Genomic DNA, 20,376 nt, shown 5'->3' with positions numbered 1-20,376 from the left:
GCGAGGCGGCTCCCGGCGCGTCGCAGCTCCGCGGACGTGCCCTCGGCAGCGGGACACGGGGCGGGCGAGCGATGGCCGAACTCACGACCGGTGGCGGCATCAATATCCCACGTACGAACCTCCGCCGCGCATCTGCACGATTCCCGGCACATTACTGACCGATCCATAACGATCGATGGCATAGCGAACGCCCGCGACGATGTTGTCCACCGGATTCCAGATATCACGGTGCCCGGGAAGCGAATACGCGTTGAACGTCGGATCGATGGTCTGCATCAGGCCTTTCGACGGGATTCCCGCCGCCGCGTTGCTGTCCCAGAGATTGATGGCGTTCGGGTTGCCACCGGACTCGTGCTGGATGATCGCCGCGATATCGGCCGGATCGATCTGGCGCGTGTCGTACCCGTGCTGACGCAGTACCTGCAACGCCTCGTTGATCCATTGGCCCTGTTGCCCGGACGGCCGCGTGCGTGGCGGACCGCCGCTGCGCAGGCCGGAGTGCGAGGTGCGGCGGGATCGGCGCGGCGGCGACGGTCGCGACTCACGCAAGTAGCTGTCGGCCAGCGCGGCCACCCGATCGGCGGTGAGCACTGCCGCGGTCTGCCCTTGACCGAGCACGGAACCCGCGCGCTGCAAGGCGTTCTCCATGGTCGAGATCACCAGCTGCCTGCTCGCGTTCGCGTCCTGGATGGTTCCGAGCGCGGTCAGAGCGGTGTTCACCTCGGCGATGATCGCGCCGATCGCGGCGCGACCCTGCGTGGTGCTGTCGACCGCGCCGCCGAGGATGCGTTCCAGCTCGGCGTTCATCGATTGCGTCGCGTCGCCGTGGCGTGCTCGATTCTGATCGCTCATGGCGTACTGCGAGCCGAGCGCGCCGTCCCACGCGACGGGTCCGCTCGGCCGCCCGGCGCCCAGATCCGGCGGCGCGTACGGCTGCCCCGTGGCGGCGGTCGGCGTGTGGTCACCGTACTGGGCCGCGATGGCCGCCAACGCGCCCATCGCCGCGGCCGCCATCGGTGTGGACGAACCGGCCATGCCGAGCGCATCCGACCGTGGCGCGGCTGTCGAAACCGATGGCGCGGACGCTGTTTCGGATACAGTGGGCGCATTCTGGGCTCGCCCCTGCGCCGCCGCGCCTGCCTGCGGCGCCGCGGTCGGCGCACCTGCCGGTGGCCGCGGAATCGGTGTGGGAGCGGTGCGCGTCGCGGACTTGCCGGAACGGCGCGGAGCGGACGTGGTGGCGCTCGCCCGCCCGTCGCGAACACCGCCGGGATCGTCGGGATCCGCGTCGGGCGGGGTGCGATTCACCGGTGCCATCAGTGCCCCCGAGACGCCCGCGGGCTACGCGCGGTGACCACAGAGGCAGCCATGATCCACCTTCCGCCAGACGCTTCGGTACCCGCACCGGACCCGCCTATCGCCCTGGTGCCGCCTTGCCCGCTGCCGGCTCATCCGACTCGGACGGACTCTTCCCCGAGGCTCGCCTCGAAGCGTATCCGCAGCTTGATCCAGGTGCAGTCCCGCCGTGTTCCCGCTTACGGGAACACCGGATGACTTGTGCCCCGCCGACCAGCCCGAGCATTCGGCCGTCCGAGATACCGGCCGTGGTCGCGGATCACGTGGAGCGCTTCCCCGCGATGTCGCCCAGATACTGATTGGTCAGCCGATTGATGGCGACGGCGATATCACTGGTGGTCTCCTGCCCACCCGAGACGATCGCATGCGCCCTCTGCAAGGCCGCGGCCAGGATCTGGTGCGCCTTCTGCCGCCCGGCCCTCGTATATGCCTGCGGCCCCAGCTCCGCCAGCGCCGTGTTCGCCTGGCGCGCCAGTCCGCTGATCTCCGTTTTGTCGATCTTGTTCGTCCCCGCCAAACCCCGCATATACGAGGTCAACTGGTCGTCCACATCGCTCAACGCCTCCGCCGCGTTCTGCTGGAACAACTGCTCGGCCCGTAGCGACCGCGCCCCCGCCCCACTACCCGACGAAATGGCCGAATGCTGCGGCAACTGTCCGGCCCGCGGATCCGTCGGATCCGCCTCCCCGTACACGCCCTCCAACTGTTTCAACACATCCAGCGCCTTCGCCGCCTCCGGCGACAACCCGCCGTCGCCGGAACCATCCGACGCCACCGGAGCCGAACCACCACCGCCACTGCCGAGCCCCGCCAACGCCGAGGCGATCATCGGCAGCATCGCCATCGCCATGGCCCCGGTCGTCGCCGCTACCGGCACCACATCCGCCACCAACTCCGGATCCACCGGCGGCGGCTCATGATCCACCGGCGGCACCCGCTGGATCTGCGGAGTCACGGCACCACCCGGCGCCGCTGTGCCATCACCGGGCGCAGCGCCCTGACCGGAGGTGCCCGGCGTTGTTCCGGAGTGCCCCGGCGCTGCCGCCTGGCCGGACGGACCCGGCTGAGACGGGCCGGAAACACCGGGCTCACCGGCGCTGTTCGGCTGAACCGGCGCCGATCGGCCCGGCTCCGGCGAGTCGGACCGCTCCGATCCGGGAGACGGACCGCCGGACTGCCCCGGCACCCCGCCCGGTCGCGGCCGTTGCTGATCCGGCGGGTGCGACCACGGTGTCACCGGCCCCGCCGGCGCGCCGGACTCCTCCCCCGTATCCGTCCTCGGTTCTACTTCTGTCGGCGGCATCGTCTACTCGTCACCTCTCGCTGCCGAGCACTCGCTTCACCCGCACGTCGGTCGTGCTCGGGATGACCAACTCCACGAAACCGCCGGTCGACGCATCGGTGGTGACCAGCCGGGAATCGCTGACCGCGATGCCGACCCGGGTCGGAGCGTTGCTTCGATAACTCCAGAAGACGAGGTCTCCCGCCGATACCGCGGAAGGATCGACCCGCTGACCGCACGCACCCTGTGCCGCGATGGTGTTCGGCAGCTCGACGACCCCCGCGCCGTCGAGCTGACCGCACGCCCGCCGCTCCGAACCGCTCGATCGGCCCCCTGCCTGCGCCGCCGTGCCCGAGGTCGCTTCGCACCGTCCCGTCGATCGCGCGACCGAGGCCTGATAGATCACCGACCTGGTGAACTCCGCGGCGGTCTGGCCGTCCCCGGAGCCGTTCACGTCTCCGGTCGCCGAGACCCTCGCCAGCGCGAGTTGACGCGCGCACGCCGCACCGATTCCCGAGCTGCCCTCCAGCAACGGAGAATTCTGATACGGCGCGTCTTTCAGCGCTGACACGCAGGCGCGCTGCCAGTCCGACACATTGGTGTCGTCCGCTTCGATCTCCAGTTTCGCGTAGGGGTTGGTGGTCGGAGCGGTCGTCACACCGGCCACCGGAGCGCCCTGCGTCCTCGGCGCCGCGGGCAAGGCGGTAGCGGTCACCGTCACGGAGGGATCGGGACCAACCGCGCTGTCGCACTGGTAATGCAGGTCCGCGGCGACCGACGAGGTCGCACCGCCGATGACCAGCACCAGGACCATCAGGAGCAGGGACACGACACTCACGCCACCCAGCACCACCCATACCCAGAGCGGCATCAGGACGAACGTCAACAGACGACCGATCATCGACTACCTTTCTGTGCGTGTCACCAGGTCGCGCGAACGCGAATCCGATCAGGGGTGGGCGCGCTGGAACCTGATCGCGTCCAGCAACCGCTCCGGGATGGGCTCGTTGCGATCGCGGTTGCCCGCGGGCGTCGGGAGGCGGCGAGCGGCGCTCGGTTGCGGGAGCGACACCGCGCCCGTGATACTCCGGCCCGCTGCCCATTGGTCGGTTTGGGCGGCCTTGTCGACCTCGGAGCGAAGCGCACGGATCCGTTGGAAGTCGTTCGGATTCTCCGCCACCCAATTGGTGGCCGCCTGAACACGGAGCGCATGCTCGTTCGAGATCCAGCTTCGCATACGGTCGGCTTCGTTCGCCGTCATGAAAACTCGCTGGCCGCCGAGTTCGATGTGGTTACCCGCAGCCGGACCGCTCGCGATGGTCTGCAGATCTTTGATGAACTTCTCTTCCGGGTTCCGGATGTAGGAAAGGCCGAGGCGGTTCAGTGCGGACCTTTCGAAGGAGACGCCGCCCGGATAGTCACCTCGATACCGATCGACACTGGCCTCCAGCCCGTGCAGCCTCGCCATGTACATGTGCCGGTCGTTCGAGTTGAACGCATTCTCCAGATGCTTGTGCGCGGCAACCACGTTCGCCAGGTGCTTCGAGGCGAGCGGCTCCGCGTCGGCGTGCCGAATGATGTCCGTTCGCGCCTCGATAGCCCGTTGGGCGATGTGCTCGGGGACACCTGCCATCAGCAGGGCGTGATATCCACCGGACTGCGGGCCGCCGCTACCCAACAGGTGCGTGACATTCTCCATGGCGAACGCGGCGCCCCGCTCACTGCGCTGGCTGTTGCCGGAGCGGCGGATACCGCGCCGCGCCGCGTTCGCCGCCGCGACACGGTCGTACAGTCCAGCGTGCGCGGCCTCGCGCAGGTCCTTGGTCTTCAGTCCCTTCGCCTTGTTCTTCTTGTCGATGTAGTCGACCCGTGAGAAGGGATTCAGCGGGTTGAGGCGACCACCGGCGAGCCACGCGGTGAGCGGCGAGCTGTTGATGGTGCTGATCGCGCCGACCATCGCGAGCGGAGTCATCGAGCTGGCCACATTCGAATTGCCCATGCCCATGCCCATGCCCAGCGCCGAGCCGCCTCCGCCGCCGCCACCGCCCCCTGTCGATCCGCCGCTCTGGATCGCCGCCCCGATCCGGTTGGTCACCCAGTCGTTGGCCTCGTCGATATTCCTGCTCAGCCGCCGCACCTGGATGATGGCGACGATCTCTACGCCGGCCCCGATGACGAAAACCACCATGACCTGGCCGTTCGCCGCTCGGAACAGGCTACCCAGCAAGAGTTCGTAGACACCGAGAGCGATGACGAAGAAGGCCATCTTGCCCGCGGCGATGAAGCCGTGGACCACGCAACGAACGGTGAACGTCTGCGTCGGACCGTAGATGTATCCCCCCGCGGCGAACCCGAAGACCGACGCGAACCCGTAATAGATGAGATCGAGTACCGCCCACATGATCTTGATGGACAAGTACGCGGCGAAGGCGAGGAGAATGATCGCGCACAGCAACAGCAGCAGTCCGGCGCCGATCTGACCGACGCTCGGATTCTCCACCGCGGCATAGGCCGCGCTGTCGCCGCACGATTTCATGCCGTTCTTCACGCGGTCGTCGCTGCCGGCCGTCATGCCGGACGACCACGCCGCCCGGCAGGACGGACTGCTGTCCACCACGTGCCCGAAATTCCACACCTGCAGGGGAAGCCGTACGAAGTTGTCCGCCATGGTCGCCTGCAGCGTGCTGACCAATTGGTCCGGATTCGGATTGTTGTTCCCGTTCAATCCCGCCGCGACCGAGAGCCCCAGATCACGCCCTTGCACCAGGAAGCCGTCGGCCGACAGCGCCTCGGCCAACGGGTCGGCCAGGATCGGCACGCCCACGATCGCGACCACGATCATGGTGACGATCTGCATCACCGCCTTGGCGATCAAGAAGCGCACGAGGAAATAGGCCACGAAGAACGCGCCGATCGTCGCCGCCGTCCCCGCAAGCAGGGGCGTCGCGATGGTCCCCGTGAAGTTCTGGGCCATACCGCGCAACGGCGCGGTGATCAGATTCAACCACCCGAAACTCATCGCCTCGCCGGGCAGCCAGACCCCCGTGGTCGAACAGAGCAGCCAGACCGCGAACAGCGGCATGAGGATGATCCACAGCGCGAAATTGCCCAGGTTGAACACTCCGCCCTGATCGACCACCAAGCGATAGCTCGAGACATTCACCCCGAAGGAGTCTTTGACATTCATCCAGCTGGTCGCGCTGTTGGGCGCGGCTCCCTGAGTCGGGGTGCCGGTCTGCGCGATCGACACCGCGTGCACCAGGCCAGGGCAGACGAACAGCACGAAGAGCGCGAGGACGATCCACGCGACCCGACGGCGACGGCGCGACGCGGCGATCCAGGACCGGAAGCGCCGGAACATCATTTGCGGCCGCCAGCGTTCCGCGTCCCAGAACTGCGGTTCCCACGGCATGCCGAAGGACGCCTGACGTGCGCGCGTGCTCGACCCGAGCGGAGATCTCATCAGCGCACCGACCGCTCCGGCAGCGCCGAACGCATGCCATTGGCACTGGTCGGCGTACTGGTGATCGCCGCGGCGCGGTCCGGACGCGCAGGACCGAGCACCTTGCCGCGCCCGATGCGGTTCAGCGCGTCGCGCATGAACATCTCGCCGCGGCGCTCCTCGGGAATCTGACGGCCGGGCCCGACCGGCGGCGAGGTCTCCTCGCGCAGGATCTGCAACAGGAACGGCGCTTCCTCCAGATCGACGCCCAGCCACTCGAGGCTGTTGCGCGCCAGCGTCTCGTCGCGCTGGCGGAAGACGAACCGGTTCGGGATGAGATTGTGCGCCGCGCCTTGGAAGTCGGTGGCCGGGTCGTGCGAGGCGAGCCCGATCGCGGCCAGGTGCTTACGGCCGTCGCGGCTGAAGTCCGAGGTGACCGCCGAGCCGACCTGCGTCTGCGTGAAGTGGTGCGCCTCGTCGCCGACCAGCAGGCCGAACCTGCCGTTGTCGGAGAGGAACGCCTCCCGCGCCGCGACGCCGACCAGTTCGTACAGCGCCGTGCCGAGCCGCTTCGTCAGCGGCAACCGGTTGTACAGGTGGGGGGTGGTGAGTTCCTCCGCGCTCGGCAGTTGCAGGTTGTGGCTGCGCACAACGGTGGCGGCGGCGTCGAGGCGCAGCGGTCGCAGCTTGGGATCGAACAGCACCGGCACCCGCTCCACCACGGTGCCCAGCCGGGCCGCGAGATCGGCGTACTCCTCCCCTCGCTCCGGGTGCTCCCGCAGGCGGCGCACGACATGGAACAGGTCGAGCAGGCTCTTGATCTTGTGCTCGGCCATGCCTCGCGGTGACAGCAGATTGCTCGCCGCCGCGCCCGCGCCCGAGGTCGGTGACAGATCCAGCAGCGGAAGGATCGAATCCAGCGCGCGCTCGCCCGCGATCCGCGGGTTGAACAGCCGCAGTGGATCCAGGGAGACCGTCGGATTGGCCAGATCGATGATGACCGCGTCATCGATCGATCGCGCGAAGTGCTCCCATTCCCCGACCTGACTGCGGTCGATGGCGAGGAACTGACCGCCCATGTCGTGCACGAGCACCGCCATCAGCTTGAGGAAATACGACTTGCCCGAACCGAGTTCGCCCGTCACGGCGAACGAGGCGGACAGGTCGTGCAGCGCGGCCTCCATGATGCCGAAGTGGATCGGCTCGAAATGGCCCGACAGCAGGTTGACGCCGATCACCGGCCCGCTGTCGTCGCCGATCTGGCTGGTGGTGAACGGCACGAATCCGGCCCACATGTCCGAGGGAACGATATGGGCGAAATCGTCGAAGGCGCGTCGCGGCGGACTGCCGGGAACCAGCATCGACCACAGGTCGACCTGAGCGCCGACCGGCGCGGTCACGTCGACCTGGAACCGCTTGTAGCGCCGCTTGAGCGTGTTGACCGCGTCCATCGTGGCGTCCCGCGTGGGTCCGCCGATGGCGATCACGGTGGTGAAGGAGACCTCCGATTCACCGCCGTTGACTTCGAAGTGCTGGTTGTACTCGCTGAGCATCTGCGCCTTCGACGCCAGCGTGTTCTGCGCGAACGAGATCTCCTGATCCCGTTGATCCATCTGCTCGCCGAGCCTGCGCAAGCTGAGTTCGTTGTTCTTGAGCACCTCGTCGGCGGGCTTGGTGGAGATCCGCATGCCCCAGTCCACCGTGACGTCGCCGAGGCCCTCCAGCACGTTGAGGAACTCGCTGCCGCCGGGAAACGTCATGCCCGCGTACGGGAACGAGTGCGGCGTCAGCATGGCCTGATACGACGGGCGGTAATCGAAATCCGGCTGGACCACCTTGATCACGGGGACGAACGACGGCCGGATACGCCGGTTGCTGTCGGCCTGGGCCCCCTCGTCCAGCGCCGCGGAGCGGAACACCGCCGCCGTCGCGTCGTCCAGCGCGCCGGCCCGGGTGGGCGCCACCGGGTCCCCCGCCGCACCGCGCGAGAGATAGTGTTCCCACAGCCATTGGAACAGGGCCGCGGGCACCGGCACCGGATCGAAGTCGCCGCCGATCCTGGACAGGATCTCGTTCGCCTTCTCGTCGTACTCGTCCAGGTCGGCGCGGGAGATCGCGGTCGCGTCGATGGTGGCGGTGCTGCCGCGCCACAGGCGCGACAGCGCGGAAATGCTCGAGTTGCTGGCCCCGACCGGGATCGACAGCAGGAAGATCCGGGTTTGCGGCATGATCGCGTGCACGCGCTCGTAGGAGGCCACCACCTCGTCGGCGTAGTCCTCGCACTCGTCGAGGTCAACGCCCTCCACCATCTTGGTGAGCACGTCGATGGTGTTCAGCCGCGCCTGGATACCGAGCAGCAGCGACCCGTTCGGCAAGTTGTTGACCAGGGCGTGATGCGCCAGCTTCACGTCGTACTTGTCGCTGGCCTTACGCAATCCGTAGCCGAGGGGATTGATGAAGTACGTCGCGGTGACCAGACCGGAATGGGTGAACTGGAGATTGCCGCGAATCGCGGCGGTGGGCTGTAGATCTCGTCCGAGTGCCATCAGGGGCGTCCTCCGGGGGCCTGGCCGCTGCCGTTACCGTTGTCTTCGTCGTTGCCGTTCAGTCGCTGCCACAGGTCGGTGACCTTTCCGCCACCACTCATCACCTCGAGCAGCCGGACACCGGACTTCGGCGCGGCGGCCATCGCCTCATCGGAGCGGTCGGGCAGCAAGAGGACTACGCTCTCGTCGACGAAAACGGTGTTGCGCGAGGAGTCGCTGGTGACCGGCATGCCGGAGGCGGACACCGGCTTGCGGTAGACGATGAGCCTGCCCAGCCACAGGGCGCGTGAGGTCATCCGGACGCCCGTGTACGGCACTAGTCCGAGCACGAACACCGCCAAGATCGTCAGGGCCAGCCCCGTGATGAATGTGACGGCCGGGTTGACCGGCAGCGTCATGGCGAACACCGACGACACCGACATCATCACCACGCCGGCCGCGACCTGGGGCAGGGTGTAGGGACCGAACGGGAGTTTCTGCCCGTTCTGGGCCTTGCCGATCATCGTCGGCACACGTTTGACCGGCGTGAAGACCTTGATGACTTGGGTCGTCATCGATAGCCACCGATGGGGTGATCGGGGACGATGAGGTTGGCATCCGTTCGGGCGTAGTTGATGGTCGTGGGCAGAATCCAGATCACCACCCCGGCCATCAAGCCCGATCCGAAGACGACGATGATCCGCGACGGCGACAGCCGGGATTTCGCCGCCTCGGAGATCACCACACCGATCGTGACGATGGCGATGATGATCATTCCGCCCCACCGGACAAAGATCAGAATGCCATAGAGGATGTTGCTCAGATTACCCATCGGGCTGCCTCTCGGATCAGTTCTGTGTCGCCGGCGGAATCGTCACCGTCGGCGAGGAAGTCGTGGTCGACGTAGGTGGCGCTCCGCCGCGCGCATCCCCGCCGACCACCACCGCAAGCGGACTCGACAATGCGGGGATCGGATCGATGGACACCACCTGCCACTGGCCCGCGTTGCGGATCATGGTGAGCGGATAAGCCAATGTCGCGGTGGCGCCGGTGTCGGCTTTGGGGTTGACGGTGGCCAGTACTTGGGCCTTCGCGCCGCCGGAGCCACAGCTGGAATCGTCCGTGGTGAGCGAGGTCAGCTCGACGGCGGTGAACGGGGACGGCTTCAGCGCGGCCAGCCCGGAATCCGGGACGGTGTAGCGGGCGACGTCGCCGTTTCCGGTCAGCATGGCGCTGAGGAAACCCGAGGCGACCTGGCCGAGTGGCGTATCCGGTGCACAGGGCGCTCCGTAGGCCAGTTTGAGGTCAACGCCCTTGCCGGGGGGCTGGACCACAGCGGGCGTGGACAGCGCACGCAGCCGCCCATCGGTCAGCGACACCGCGACCCGGTAGAACTGCCGCTGGTCGGATGCGGCGGCTCCGGGTTTGCCGACGCGGACCGACACCGTCACCGACCACACTTCCAGCCCGCCCGCCGCGACCGCGCGCGAAACGTAGACGACCGCGGGGTCGGAGACCTGACGTGCGGACGAAGGCAAAGTGATCTGCTGATTGGAACCGACGAATTCGCCGATTCGATCCTGCTGTCCCCCAACGGCGGTGAGATAGGCGACGACGAACTGCTCGGCGAAAGAACCGGCCAATTGCGCATGCCCGACGATTGCCGTCGTCGAATCGTCCGACGGCGCGGGCGGGCCCGAATCGAAGACGCTGAGGATCGCGTGGCCACCGCCGAGCACGGCGAGCACGGCGAGCACCGCGACCACGATGTTGTCGCGACGGCGGCGGGCGGCCATCCGGCGAAGCAGCGCCTCACCCGAATCTGCCGGTCCCCGAACCACTGTCCTCACTCCCGAAATGGTAGAGAGCACAGGCCTTCTTAACCGGCCGGTAGTTCCCATCCGTGGGAACTAATCATCAGCAGGCCGGGCTGCTTTTCATTCTCCCCGCGAGCCAATGCCGCAATTGTTCGTCATAGCCGATCGGCGCGCTGCGCTGCCGTGGCTCGAGGACCTGACGATGGGTTTCCAGCAACGGAACGTCGTCGGCCACGCGCACCAGCTGCGCGATCGCCAGCTGTCTGCTGGAGTACCCGGGATAGGGATACAGCAGCAGCGAGGTCGGCGTGTAACCGCCGCCGTAGTTGAGCACCCGCAACGTCACACCGGCGCTGTCGCCCGACCGCAGCCGGTCGCCGAGTTCCACCAGCCGCGGACGGTCCTCGGGATGGAAGACGTCGACGGGCCGGAAGAGATAGTCCCACCGGACCCACGGCGCGGGATCGGTGAGCCAGTGCGAGATGCTGGTGTGCTCGAGCTGGACAACGGCCAGATGCGTGCCCGCGCGGCGATGCGCCTCGCGCAATCCGATTCGCTCCAAGGTCGGCCACGCTGCCGGGGCGTTCTCCGACGTCACGTCCTCGATCAGCCACCAAGCGCCACGGGTGCGCTCGTCGTCCCGGGCGCGAATGGTGATCCGCCACTGGGCCGGACGCCCGAATCCGTGCACCACGGTGGTGTCGAATTGCATGCGCTCACCGGGTTTGGGGTCGTACAGCAGATCGAGAACCTCCGCGTGCCGATCGAAACTCGACACCCGGTGGAACAGTTCCGCGATCGACATCCGCGGAACGTACTGTTCGGCGGTGCTGCCGGACAGCCGCGTGATGCCGCTCGGTTGCTGAATGGTTTGACTGCTCAGGTCCCAGATGGCGCCCACCGCCGGGCGCAACGCGGGCACGCGTTCGGACGCCGGGCCCAGCCACAGCCGCACCGCGTGCACGTCGCCGGCCGGGCCGAAGATGGGGCGGATGAGCAGTTGATGCCTTCCCGCGCGCGTCTGGATGGCCAGGTCGACGTCCCGCGCTTGATCGTGCGCGGTATGGATCGCCTCCGTCAGCGCCGCGGTGGTGAGTTTGTCGTACAACGCGGGCGTCTTGGACAGCGTTCGCTGCAGTACTCGCTGCCAGCTCGCGAACTCACGCGGTGCATCCCCCACCGAGGCGACGGACATACCGTCCGGCGCCAACGTCTCGATAGTCACCCATGGAATCACTGCGCCACTTCGCTTCGCACTTGCCCGACCAGCCGTTCCTCCGGATCCGCCTCAACCCGGATGAGACCTCTTGCGACTCAGGCAATGTACCGTTATTTAGCGGCTCAATCAACCCGTGACATGGCGGCCGGTTCTCCTGCAGTCTGCGTCATGTTCACCGGACACGCGCGCGGGTGTTCATTTTGTTCACGTGGAGTTACGACAGACCCGCTCCTCGACCGGCGCGCGGCCCAACGGCACATCCATCGCAAACCGGTGCGCGAGAACAACGGACGCCGCACCCGGGAGCCGATGGCACTCTCTTGGCTAATGCCACGCGCGGCGGCGCGCGGTCCCCCTCGCCATGAGCCTTCCCCGCGGTCGATCAGGCGGCGGCCGCGCCGGCGAGGGCGAGCACGCCCGCGCCCATGATCGTCGCGGCGTCGCCGAGCCGCGAAGGAACCACCCGCAATCCGGGCAGGAAGCTGAGCCTGGCGTGCGTGGCGACCGCTTCGCCGAGCGGCTTCCACAGCGCGGGCCCCGCCTCGGCGAGCGAGCCGCCGAGCACGACGAGATCGAGGTCGAGCAGCGCAGCCACCGAGGCGATCGCCCGGCCGAGCGCCGTGCCCGCCCGGCCGAGCGCCGCGGCCGGGATGTCCTCGCCGACGCGGGCGGCCTCGAGCAGCTCCGGGATCGATGTGCCCGCCCAGCCCTGCTCCTGCGCCCAGCGCACCACCGCCAGGCCACCGGCGACGGCTTCCAAGCAGCCGCGGCCGCCGCAGGCGCACCGGTCGTCGAAGCCCGGCACCAGGACATGGCCTACGTGCCCGGCGTTGCCGGTCCGTCCCACCAGGGCGAAGCCGCCCACCGTGACCCCGCCGGCGATGCGATCGGAGACATCGATCGCCAAGCTGTCCATCACGGCGCCCGTCGCGCCGAAAGTTCGCTCCGCCATCGCCAGGCAGACGCCGTCCAGCGCGAGCCGAACGGTCGCTTTCGGGAACAGTTTCCGCGCGGCTTCCACGATGCCGAAGCCGGTTCGCCACTGCGGAACGTCCGGCGGCGCGATCACACCGGCCGCCATGTCGATCGGGCCGGCCGAAGCGATGCCGAGGTCGGTGACCTCGCCACCGCCGGCGACCTCGAGCAGCAGTTGGCTGCATTCATCCCAGGCGTCGGCCTCCGGGATCGGAATCCTCCGGATGTCCTCGGTATCGACGTCGTCGGCGATACGGCTGGCCGCGAAGCCCGACGAACCGATTGCCAATGCCAGGACTGTCATGAGTTACGCACCACCGGAGGACTCGACGCGAAAGACCGCACGCAGCATAGTCACAGACCGTCGGTTCCGGTCGGCTTGAGGGGTTGCCCGAGCACGATGTGCCTGCGGGGAGCGGGAAGAGTGGATACGGTGCGCAGCGGACGCGGTCCGTTGCGGATGATGCGCATCGGGCGCTTGTGGTCGATCGGCGCGGCGCGGTGGCGGTCCAGGTTCTCGATGACGCTGCCGGAGTTGTCATAGGCGACGCCCGCCCAGATCATCGCGCGCGGACCGTCACCGCGGGTGGTCAGCGCCTGCGCCAATTGGCGGCACTGCGCGAGCAAGGGGCAACTCTGGCAGGTGCGCACTGCCGCTCGCCAGGCATCCGGATTCCCGGTGTCCATGTCCCAGTTGTCCGGGACGTCGGCGCACGGGGGCCGCTGGTTCGACTTTGCCGGAATCGACGAGATCTTTGCCGGTGCAATGGATCCCGTGTCCATCGGAAGGGTTCGCGTAATGCTCATAGCCATCTCCGGGGATGCCGAGCACACACCTCTGGCAGGTGCGTGGCCCATGGATCGGACGTCATCAGGGCTGCTCAACAGTCCCCGGAACCCAGCCGCGATAAGCTGGTCTACGCACGGTAGCCCACTGTTGCCCAGACCACAACCCTTTGTGCCGCTATGTAACGGCTCGTTGACCTTGAAGCAACACCCAGCTACCGTCTTTAACGGCACGTTATGAAACGGACCGTTTTCCACGGGGGCTCTACTATGGTTTCCTTTTAAACATGGCTGCGGACTCTGAATTCACGATCGACGAACTGGCGCGGGCAGCCGACACCACCGTGCGCAGCGTCCGCGTGTACCACGAGCGAGGTCTCCTGCCCTCGCCGGAGGTGCGCGGGCGGATCGGGTATTACGGGTCGGACCACCTCAACCGGCTGCAGACGATCAGCCGCTTGCTGGGGCGGGGCATGAAGCTGAACGGGATCAGGGAACTGCTCGAAGCCTGGGACCGCGGTGACGGACTCGCCGATGTGCTCGGCGTGAAGAACCAGAACGCGGCTGAACCGGAATCGGAAGCCACCACCGAGCCACAGGACAGCTACGCCGAGTTGCCCGACTACGCGAAGCAGGCGCTGGCCTCCAGCGAAGACCCGCTCGAGGCGTATCGGGTCACGAATCCGCGGTGCTGCGATCTGGCGACCAGGCTGCACGACACCGGGCTGCCGATGCAGGACACGTTCCAGCTGGTCGAACGCCTGCGCGCCGATTGCGATCGCATCGCCGACCGGTTCGCCACCGAGCTGTTCTTCCGCTTGGCCGGGCAGACCTACGAAGAGTCCGCACGCACCCCGCGCGACCGCACCAAACTGGAGACCGACCTGGCGATCGCCCGGTTGATCGTCACCCGCGCCACGTCGGAACTGATCGATCAGGCATTCGCCCGGCACTCGGAGCTGCCGCCGGTGGCGACCACCCCGCAAGCGCAAGCCGAACAGTGACAGCGCGCGCCGCGAACCGACCGTTCTCCAATTTCCTTCCGGCACCGTCCAATACTTAAGTAGACGAAATCCTTCGGGCCTTTCGAGTGCTGCGCCGGGGACGGCGGACGGAATGGCTCGTAGCCCGTCCAACGCGGGGCTCGGCGAATCGCCGAACTCGGCTACGCAGGACCGGTGCCGAAGGGTTGCCACAGGGTGCCCGGCGGCCGACCCGAAGACGGAAGCGGTGATCCGGGCGTTCGTAGCGGCTGCGCGTTGTCCACCCGTTCCCGCCCGCGTGAATTCCTCTGCGATACGTAGGTATACCGATCCGCGGAAGGCCGGCGCCGCGATGGCCATGCTCATCTCAAAGCGGACCGCGCCCGCGACCCCACCGCCGACTACCGATCAGCCCTGTGCGAACCTCGCCCCCGAACGATGGTCGGGGTGACAGGATTTGAACCTGCGACCCTCCGCTCCCAAAGCGGATGCGCTACCAAGCTGCGCTACACCCCGTGGCCCTCGCCTGCGACCGGAACCGCAGGCGAGGATGAATACTCCGTGGAGCGGGTGACGGGAATCGAACCCGCACCATCAGCTTGGAAGGCTGAGGTTCTACCATTGAACTACACCCGCAGGCATACGACACCGATGGGATCGCCACGATGTCGTGTGCGATCCGACTGTACCGAACCCGGCTTGCGAAACGCCAATCAGCCCCCCGCGCAGCGCGATGTCGCAGGTTGCCCGGCGGAGCGCTCGAGGGTTGCCGCACCAGTGTCGCACGCCAGGCCCGTCGGCACTCGATACCGCGCCGATCGGAAATTTTAAAGGTGATTTTTCATTGAAACTCTGGCGTGTCGGATTCCGGTGGGCGAAACTCGGATGACACACATGTCACGCCAGGAACTTCGCTCGAGGGAATTCCGATGAGGACCGCAGGACTCGCCGCCACAGCCGACGCGCTCGGCGTATGGGGCGGCCACGGCCGCCCCACCGGGCATAGCGGGCGGTGCGCGCCGAGAAGTGCGTCCGGCGAACACTCGGCCGATCGCACGGCAACCCGGCTCCCGGCAGGGCGGCGACGGGAAGGCGCCCTCATCCCGTTCCCGGAGGTCTCCGGCCTCGTGCCTCGCGACGGCGGACACACCCCGAGCCGCCCCGGCCGGACGACCACGTGCGGGCGACCCGCAACACGCCAGGAACAACCATCCGCAACTCGACAGGGAAGACGAGGACGTCGCGTGCGAGAACCGATTCTCGTGAGGCAGGCGGCGCGGGGCCGGTCCGGACCGTCACCGCGGCTCACGCCCCACTCTCCGCACACCTCGCACCGCGTGTCGCCAGCGCGTCGCGGCGCGATTTTGCGGCGAACCGGAATCGGGTGTAACACCAACGCGACGGGAACGATCACATACCCGATCGCCATTCGCCTGGCGTCGAGAACACGTTGCAAATCGCCGCTTTTCGATGCCGAGTGGCTTGCTAGGATCCTTTTTGCCGGACGGGGGTATCTGGAAAGGGGGCGGTGACCGTGCGCCGAACCAGGTGGACACAACCGCGTAGCAGTGGGAACGATCAGGGTGACGCCGGCGCCTGTGTGACTACAGGGCACCCGGGTACCGACGTCGCCCACACCGGGTGAGTCCGATGTCGACCGACATCGAGCCCCCGGTAGCCGCCATGGCCCGAGCATGGGCCCGTGCGGTCTGCGCCGAGCCCGGTTCGGGCGCGGCGCCCCAGCAGTTGGAACCGGTGCTGATCGAAATCGTCGAGCGCCTGCTCACGCTCGCCAGGTCCGAGCCGTTCCCGGTCCCGGAAGCACGGATGCTCGGCGCGCGACTGGCCGAGGCGCCGTTCGACCGCATCCGGATGCTGGCGCAGGCCACGCGCTGGCTGCTCGGTTTCCCCTCCGGCGCTCCCGGTTCCCTGGTGGCCACACGCTGGCCCTTCATCGCCAGCCAGGCCATCGATAGTTACGCACAGGCGCTCCAGGAGCGCGCTCTCGCGCAACAGGAGCAGAACCTGTCGGCCAAGGTGTCGTTGCGTGTGCAGGAGATCGCCGCGCTGCAGCACCGGTTGCGCCACGAGGCCACCCACGACGCGCTCACCGATCTGGCCAACCGGACGCTGCTGCAGGACAAGGTGCGCCTGATGGCCACCGACCCGACGCGCGGCGTCGGGCTGCTGCTGATCGACCTGGACCGGTTCAAGCAGATCAACGACGGCTACGGGCACGCGATCGGTGACGAGGTGCTGGTCGAACTGGCCGGCAGACTGCGCGAAGCCTGCCCGCCGGACACGGTGATCTGCCGGTACGGCGGCGACGAATTCGTGCTCGCGACCAACCCGCACCACAACAACCTCGGTGACCTCGCGCACCGGATCGTGGCCGCGCTGCGCGACCCGGTCTGGTCCTCGGCAGGCCCCGTTCCGGTGTCGGCGAGCGTCGGCACCGCCTACAACCCGCCGGGCAGCCCGCTCGATTTCACCGATCTGCTCCGCCGCGCCGATCGCGCGATGTACTCCGCGAAGACGGCGGGTGGCCGCCGCTTCGCGCTGGCGGACCAGCCGGACATCGATACCGCCGTCGCAGGCTGACCCGGGCTGCCACGCGGCCGGCCGGGGTCAGCCGGGTTGACAGGTGGGGCACCAGAAGAGATTCCGCGCCTGCATCACCTGATGGGCGATCGGCGTGCCGCACAGACGGCACGGGGCGCCCTGGCGGCGATAGACGTAGGTGCGCGGACGATCCGGGGCGTAGGAGGGCTCGCCGTGATCGTGTTCTGGCCGCACCACGACCATCTTTCCGACGCGCACCCCCACCCGCATGAGCGCGACCAGATCCGACCACATGTCGGCCCATTCGCCCGCGGACAGTTCCGTGCCGGGACGGTGGGGCGAGATCCGGTGGCGGAACAACAATTCCGCTCGATAGACGTTGCCGACCCCGGCGACCACCTGCTGATCCATCAGCAGCGCGCCGATCGGCCTACGGGAACGATGGATGCGCCGCCACGCCCGGTCCGGATCGGCGCCGCGCCGCAGCGGATCGGGCCCGAGCCGGTCGGTGAGCGCCGTCACCTCGGGCGGAAGCAGGATCTCGCAGGCGGTAGGTCCGCGCAGATCGGTGCCGAAGCCGGGCTGCCCGTCCCGCTGCCCGAACAGGCGCATCCTGACCTGCCCGACCGGCTGCCCCATCGGCAGCGCGGATTCGGTGAACGTGCCGTACAGGCCGAGATGCACGTGCACCACCAAGCCGGAGTCGTAGTGGTGCAGCAGGTGCTTGCCCCACGCCTCGGCTCTGGTCAGCACCTGCCCGTCCACCCGGGCAGCGCCCGCGGCGAATTTGCCCTGCGGGCTCGATACGCGCACCACACCGCCCGCGAGGCGACGCTGATGCAGCCGCGCGAGGCGGTGCAGCGTATGTCCTTCCGGCACAGCCGGTTACGATCCCGGTGCGCTCAGTACGCGGGTACCGCCGGGGCGACGCCGGTCTTCTCGTACTCGGCCAGGATATCGATGCGCCGCTGGTGGCGCTCCTCGCCCGACCACGGGGTGGCGACGAACGCGTCCACGATGGCCAGCGCCTCCTCGGTCGAGTGCATGCGGCCGCCGATGCCGATCAGCTGCGCGTTGTTGTGCTCGCGGGCCAGCTTCGCGGTCTCCACGCTCCAGGCCAGCGCGCAGCGGGCGCCGGGCACCTTGTTCGCGGCGATCTGCTCGCCGTTGCCGCTGCCGCCGAACACCAGGCCGAGGCTGCCCGGGTCGGCGACGGTCCGGCGGGCCGCCTCGATGCAGAAGGCGGGGTAGTCGTCCAGCGCGTCGTACTCGAGCGCGCCGCAGTCGACGACCTCGTGGCCCGCCTGCTCCAGATGGGCCTTGACGTGATTCTTCAGTTCGAAACCGGCATGGTCGGCACCCAGGTAAACGCGCATGCCAGGCATTGTGTCAGGTGACCGCGTCGCGGCGGCGAGAGGGTTTGCCCCGCCATTAACACCGCGGCGGGCCTGCGCGAATCGACTGATGCGCCAGTTGTGTTCACGGCCACAGCGCCCGCGTACACCGCCGACGCGCCGACCCACTTCCCGGCAACTGAATAGAGTTCATCCCATGCAGCCGTTCGAACCCCAGCCGTCCGACCAGGCGGGCCGACAGGCCGACCCGTACGCCCCGCAGGGTGGGTGGGTCCCGGCTCAGAGCACGCCTGCCGCGTCCTACGGCCAGCAGTACACCTCGGGCTCGTATCCGTCCGCGCCCCCGGCTGCGTACCCGGCGCCCTACGGGTCCTACCCCGGCGCCCCGGTGCCGCCCGTGGCGCCGCCGCAGCGGCAGCCGCGCGGCCTGTCACCGTTCGGCATGCCCGCCCGGCACAGTTGGGAGATCCCCATGCTCGTCGTCGTGGTGGTGCTCACCGTGCTCGCGTATCTGATCGCGCTGCTGCTGCTCGCCACCGGTAACTTCGACCAATACGTCCTCGCGTTCGCGGCCGCCCCGCTGCTGCTGTGGTTCGGTCGCGGTATCAACTACGCGGGCCAGCGGGTGAACGGCGTGAAGATGTCGCCCACGCAGTTCCCCGAGGGCTATCAGATGGTGGTGGACGCCGCCGCCCGCTTCGGCATGGCGAAGGTGCCGGACGCGTACGTGGTGCTCGGCAACGGCCAGATCAACGCGTTCGCCAGCGGACACGGGTTCCGGCGCTACGTGGTGGTCTACAGCGACCTGTTCGAGATCGGCGGCGCCGCACGGGAACCCGACGCGCTGGCGTTCATCATCGGCCACGAGGTGGGTCACATCGCGGCCGGGCACACGTCGTACTGGCGGCAGCTGGGCATGTTCCTCGTGCCGTTCCTGCCGATCATCGGCAACAGCTTGATCCGCGCGCAGGAGTACACCGCCGACAACCACGGCTTCTGCAATCGCCACACCGGCGCGTCCGCCGCCATGGGCACGCTCGCCGCGGGCAAGTACATGAACCGGCTGGTCGGCTTCGACGAGATGGCCGATCGGGCGGCCGTCGAGAAGGGGTTCTTCGTCTGGATGGTGAACGCTCTGTCCAGCCACCCGGTGCTCACCTGGCGGATGTGGGCGCTGCGCGATCGCAGCAGGCACGGGAAACTGTTCCTGCGCCCCGCGCCGCCCGCGGGCGCCGCTGTGCCCACGGGCGGCTACGCGAGTTCCTACGGCCAGGCGCCGGCAGGCCCGCCGAAGTCCGTGCTGTGACCGGGCCGGGTGCCGCGCGACGGCACCCGGGCACGGTGCTCAGTCGAACGACGGATCTTCGGTCCGCGTGCGCTTCAGCTCGAAGAAGTGCGGGTAGGACGCCAGCGCCACCGCAGCGTCCCAAAGCTTGCCCGCCTCCTCGCCGCGGGGGATCCGCGACAGAACCGGACCGAAGAACGCCGTGCCGTTGATGTGGATGGTCGGGGTGCCCACATCCGGCCCCACCTTGTCCATCCCCTCGTGATGGCTCTTGCGCAGCGCCTCGTCGTAGTCGGTGCTCTCGGCGGCCGCGGCCAGCTCGGCGGGCAGGCCGACCTCCGCCAGCGCGTCGGCGATCACCGCGGCGAGGGTCTCCTTGCGGCTCTCGCGTTCGTATTCCGCCCGCCGATTGTGGATGCGCGTGCCCATCGCCGTGTACAGCGGCGACAGCACCTTGTCGCCGTGCTCCTGCGCCGCGGCGATCGCGACGCGGACCGGGCCCCACCCCGTGTCCAGTAGTTCCTGGTACTGCGGCGGCACATCCTTGCCCTCGTTCAGCACCGACAGGCTCATCACGTGGAATCGGGCTTCGATGTCGCGCACCTGCTGGACCTCGAGGATCCAGCGCGACGTGATCCAACACCACGGGCACAGCGGGTCGAACCAGAAATCGGCGACGTCCTTGGTGGCTTCGTCGGTCACGGGCGGCTTCCTCTCGATCGCATGCGGACAGGCGGCCGCACACTGCGCCGCCCTACCGAGCAACCACGGCGGCTCGCGATTCGTTCC

Annotated in this window: 17 protein-coding genes and 2 tRNA genes; 3 read left to right on the top strand and 16 right to left on the bottom strand. The window is 68.1% G+C overall.

Going from position 1 to position 20,376, the window contains the following annotated elements; all coding sequences use genetic code 11:
• Nucleotides 1–99 precede the first annotated feature (99 nt).
• The 11 genes from ACWDMM_RS03640 to ACWDMM_RS03590 form a co-directional block, all read right to left on the bottom strand.
• Nucleotides 100–1,035: a transglycosylase SLT domain-containing protein gene (locus ACWDMM_RS03640; protein ID WP_449935785.1), complete on the bottom strand. Its 936-nt coding sequence runs from the start codon at nt 1,033–1,035 to the stop codon at nt 100–102.
• A gap of 580 nt (nt 1,036–1,615) precedes the next feature.
• The gene (locus ACWDMM_RS03635) at nt 1,616–2,311 is read right to left on the bottom strand and encodes a DUF4226 domain-containing protein (RefSeq protein ID WP_195077492.1); all 696 of its coding nucleotides are present in this window, start codon (nt 2,309–2,311) and stop codon (nt 1,616–1,618) included.
• Between the two features lie 358 nt (nt 2,312–2,669).
• The gene (locus ACWDMM_RS03630) at nt 2,670–3,539 is read right to left on the bottom strand and encodes an NlpC/P60 family protein (RefSeq protein ID WP_357104426.1); all 870 of its coding nucleotides are present in this window, start codon (nt 3,537–3,539) and stop codon (nt 2,670–2,672) included.
• 48 nt (nt 3,540–3,587) lie between these two features.
• Nucleotides 3,588–6,101 (bottom strand): hypothetical protein, encoded by a 2,514-nt coding sequence (locus ACWDMM_RS03625; protein WP_195077490.1) that lies wholly within the window; start codon nt 6,099–6,101, stop codon nt 3,588–3,590.
• Nucleotides 6,101–8,626, bottom strand: coding sequence for an ATP-binding protein (locus tag ACWDMM_RS03620; RefSeq protein ID WP_195077489.1), 2,526 nt, complete (start codon nt 8,624–8,626; stop codon nt 6,101–6,103). The genes ACWDMM_RS03625 and ACWDMM_RS03620 overlap by 1 nt, the downstream gene beginning before the upstream one ends.
• On the bottom strand, nt 8,626–9,180 hold the full coding sequence (locus ACWDMM_RS03615) for a hypothetical protein (protein ID WP_195077488.1): 555 nt from the start codon (nt 9,178–9,180) through the stop codon (nt 8,626–8,628). Before ACWDMM_RS03615 ends, ACWDMM_RS03620 begins: the two co-directional genes overlap by 1 nt.
• Nucleotides 9,177–9,437, bottom strand: a complete 261-nt coding sequence (locus ACWDMM_RS03610) for a hypothetical protein (RefSeq protein WP_067802523.1) — start codon at nt 9,435–9,437, stop codon at nt 9,177–9,179. The genes ACWDMM_RS03615 and ACWDMM_RS03610 overlap by 4 nt, the downstream gene beginning before the upstream one ends.
• Nucleotides 9,438–9,453: 16 nt before the next feature.
• Entirely contained in the window at nt 9,454–10,455 is a 1,002-nt protein-coding gene (locus ACWDMM_RS03605; RefSeq protein ID WP_323123926.1) for a conjugal transfer protein, read from the bottom strand.
• A 67-nt stretch (nt 10,456–10,522) separates the two neighbouring features.
• Complete coding sequence (locus tag ACWDMM_RS03600) at nt 10,523–11,647, bottom strand: GAF domain-containing protein (RefSeq protein ID WP_449935781.1); 1,125 nt, start codon at nt 11,645–11,647, stop codon at nt 10,523–10,525.
• Nucleotides 11,648–12,023: 376 nt separating this feature from the next.
• Nucleotides 12,024–12,905 (bottom strand): ROK family protein, encoded by an 882-nt coding sequence (locus ACWDMM_RS03595; RefSeq protein WP_323123927.1) that lies wholly within the window; start codon nt 12,903–12,905, stop codon nt 12,024–12,026.
• A 65-nt stretch (nt 12,906–12,970) separates the two neighbouring features.
• Nucleotides 12,971–13,303, bottom strand: coding sequence for a hypothetical protein (locus ACWDMM_RS03590; RefSeq protein WP_067802535.1), 333 nt, complete (start codon nt 13,301–13,303; stop codon nt 12,971–12,973).
• Nucleotides 13,304–13,689: 386 nt separating this feature from the next.
• On the opposite strand from ACWDMM_RS03590, the gene ACWDMM_RS03585 reads away from it, so the two are divergent.
• On the top strand, nt 13,690–14,406 hold the full coding sequence (locus ACWDMM_RS03585) for a MerR family transcriptional regulator (protein WP_195077485.1): 717 nt from the start codon (nt 13,690–13,692) through the stop codon (nt 14,404–14,406).
• Nucleotides 14,407–14,824: 418 nt separating this feature from the next.
• On the opposite strand, the gene ACWDMM_RS03580 is transcribed toward ACWDMM_RS03585, so the two are convergent.
• A tRNA-Pro gene (locus ACWDMM_RS03580) sits at nt 14,825–14,901 on the bottom strand.
• Nucleotides 14,902–14,947: 46 nt separating this feature from the next.
• Nucleotides 14,948–15,021: transfer RNA gene (locus tag ACWDMM_RS03575), tRNA-Gly, on the bottom strand.
• A 1,014-nt stretch (nt 15,022–16,035) separates the two neighbouring features.
• Here ACWDMM_RS03575 and ACWDMM_RS03570 point away from each other — a divergent pair.
• Nucleotides 16,036–16,986, top strand: a complete 951-nt coding sequence (locus tag ACWDMM_RS03570) for a diguanylate cyclase domain-containing protein (RefSeq protein ID WP_195077484.1) — start codon at nt 16,036–16,038, stop codon at nt 16,984–16,986.
• A gap of 27 nt (nt 16,987–17,013) precedes the next feature.
• On the opposite strand, the gene ACWDMM_RS03565 is transcribed toward ACWDMM_RS03570, so the two are convergent.
• Together ACWDMM_RS03565 and ACWDMM_RS03560 are read right to left on the bottom strand one after the other, a co-directional pair.
• A complete protein-coding gene (locus ACWDMM_RS03565; RefSeq protein WP_195077483.1) occupies nt 17,014–17,826 on the bottom strand; it encodes an Fpg/Nei family DNA glycosylase in 813 nt (270 codons plus the stop codon).
• Nucleotides 17,827–17,849: 23 nt separating this feature from the next.
• A complete protein-coding gene (locus ACWDMM_RS03560; protein WP_195077482.1) occupies nt 17,850–18,323 on the bottom strand; it encodes a ribose-5-phosphate isomerase in 474 nt (157 codons plus the stop codon).
• 175 nt (nt 18,324–18,498) lie between these two features.
• On the opposite strand from ACWDMM_RS03560, the gene ACWDMM_RS03555 reads away from it, so the two are divergent.
• Complete coding sequence (locus ACWDMM_RS03555; RefSeq protein ID WP_323123928.1) at nt 18,499–19,608, top strand: M48 family metallopeptidase; 1,110 nt, start codon at nt 18,499–18,501, stop codon at nt 19,606–19,608.
• Between the two features lie 39 nt (nt 19,609–19,647).
• Here ACWDMM_RS03555 and ACWDMM_RS03550 read toward each other — a convergent pair whose 3' ends face one another.
• A complete protein-coding gene (locus tag ACWDMM_RS03550) occupies nt 19,648–20,289 on the bottom strand; it encodes a mycothiol-dependent nitroreductase Rv2466c family protein (protein WP_195077481.1) in 642 nt (213 codons plus the stop codon).
• Nucleotides 20,290–20,376: the final 87 nt, after the last annotated feature.

It is taken from the genome of Nocardia sp. NPDC003726, assembly GCF_053586955.1.
The sequence above is the reverse complement of the archived record's forward strand: the minus strand, read 5'-3'. Positions and strand labels throughout refer to the sequence as shown.

What these genes read in the sequence shown, in the direction of transcription:
- ACWDMM_RS03640 (WP_449935785.1), bottom strand. Translation starts at nt 1,035, where the DNA reads ATGGCCGGTTCGTCCACACCGATGGCGGCCGCGGCGATGGGCGCGTTG.
- ACWDMM_RS03630 (WP_357104426.1), bottom strand. Translation starts at nt 3,539, where the DNA reads ATGATCGGTCGTCTGTTGACGTTCGTCCTGATGCCGCTCTGGGTATGG.
- ACWDMM_RS03625 (WP_195077490.1), bottom strand. Translation starts at nt 6,101, where the DNA reads ATGAGATCTCCGCTCGGGTCGAGCACGCGCGCACGTCAGGCGTCCTTC.
- ACWDMM_RS03620 (WP_195077489.1), bottom strand. Translation starts at nt 8,626, where the DNA reads ATGGCACTCGGACGAGATCTACAGCCCACCGCCGCGATTCGCGGCAAT.
- ACWDMM_RS03615 (WP_195077488.1), bottom strand. Translation starts at nt 9,180, where the DNA reads ATGACGACCCAAGTCATCAAGGTCTTCACGCCGGTCAAACGTGTGCCG.
- ACWDMM_RS03610 (WP_067802523.1), bottom strand. Translation starts at nt 9,437, where the DNA reads ATGGGTAATCTGAGCAACATCCTCTATGGCATTCTGATCTTTGTCCGG.
- ACWDMM_RS03590 (WP_067802535.1), bottom strand. Translation starts at nt 13,303, where the DNA reads ATGGACACCGGGAATCCGGATGCCTGGCGAGCGGCAGTGCGCACCTGC.
- ACWDMM_RS03585 (WP_195077485.1), top strand. Translation starts at nt 13,690, where the DNA reads ATGGCTGCGGACTCTGAATTCACGATCGACGAACTGGCGCGGGCAGCC.
- ACWDMM_RS03570 (WP_195077484.1), top strand. Translation starts at nt 16,036, where the DNA reads ATGTCGACCGACATCGAGCCCCCGGTAGCCGCCATGGCCCGAGCATGG.
- ACWDMM_RS03560 (WP_195077482.1), bottom strand. Translation starts at nt 18,323, where the DNA reads ATGCGCGTTTACCTGGGTGCCGACCATGCCGGTTTCGAACTGAAGAAT.
- ACWDMM_RS03555 (WP_323123928.1), top strand. Translation starts at nt 18,499, where the DNA reads ATGCAGCCGTTCGAACCCCAGCCGTCCGACCAGGCGGGCCGACAGGCC.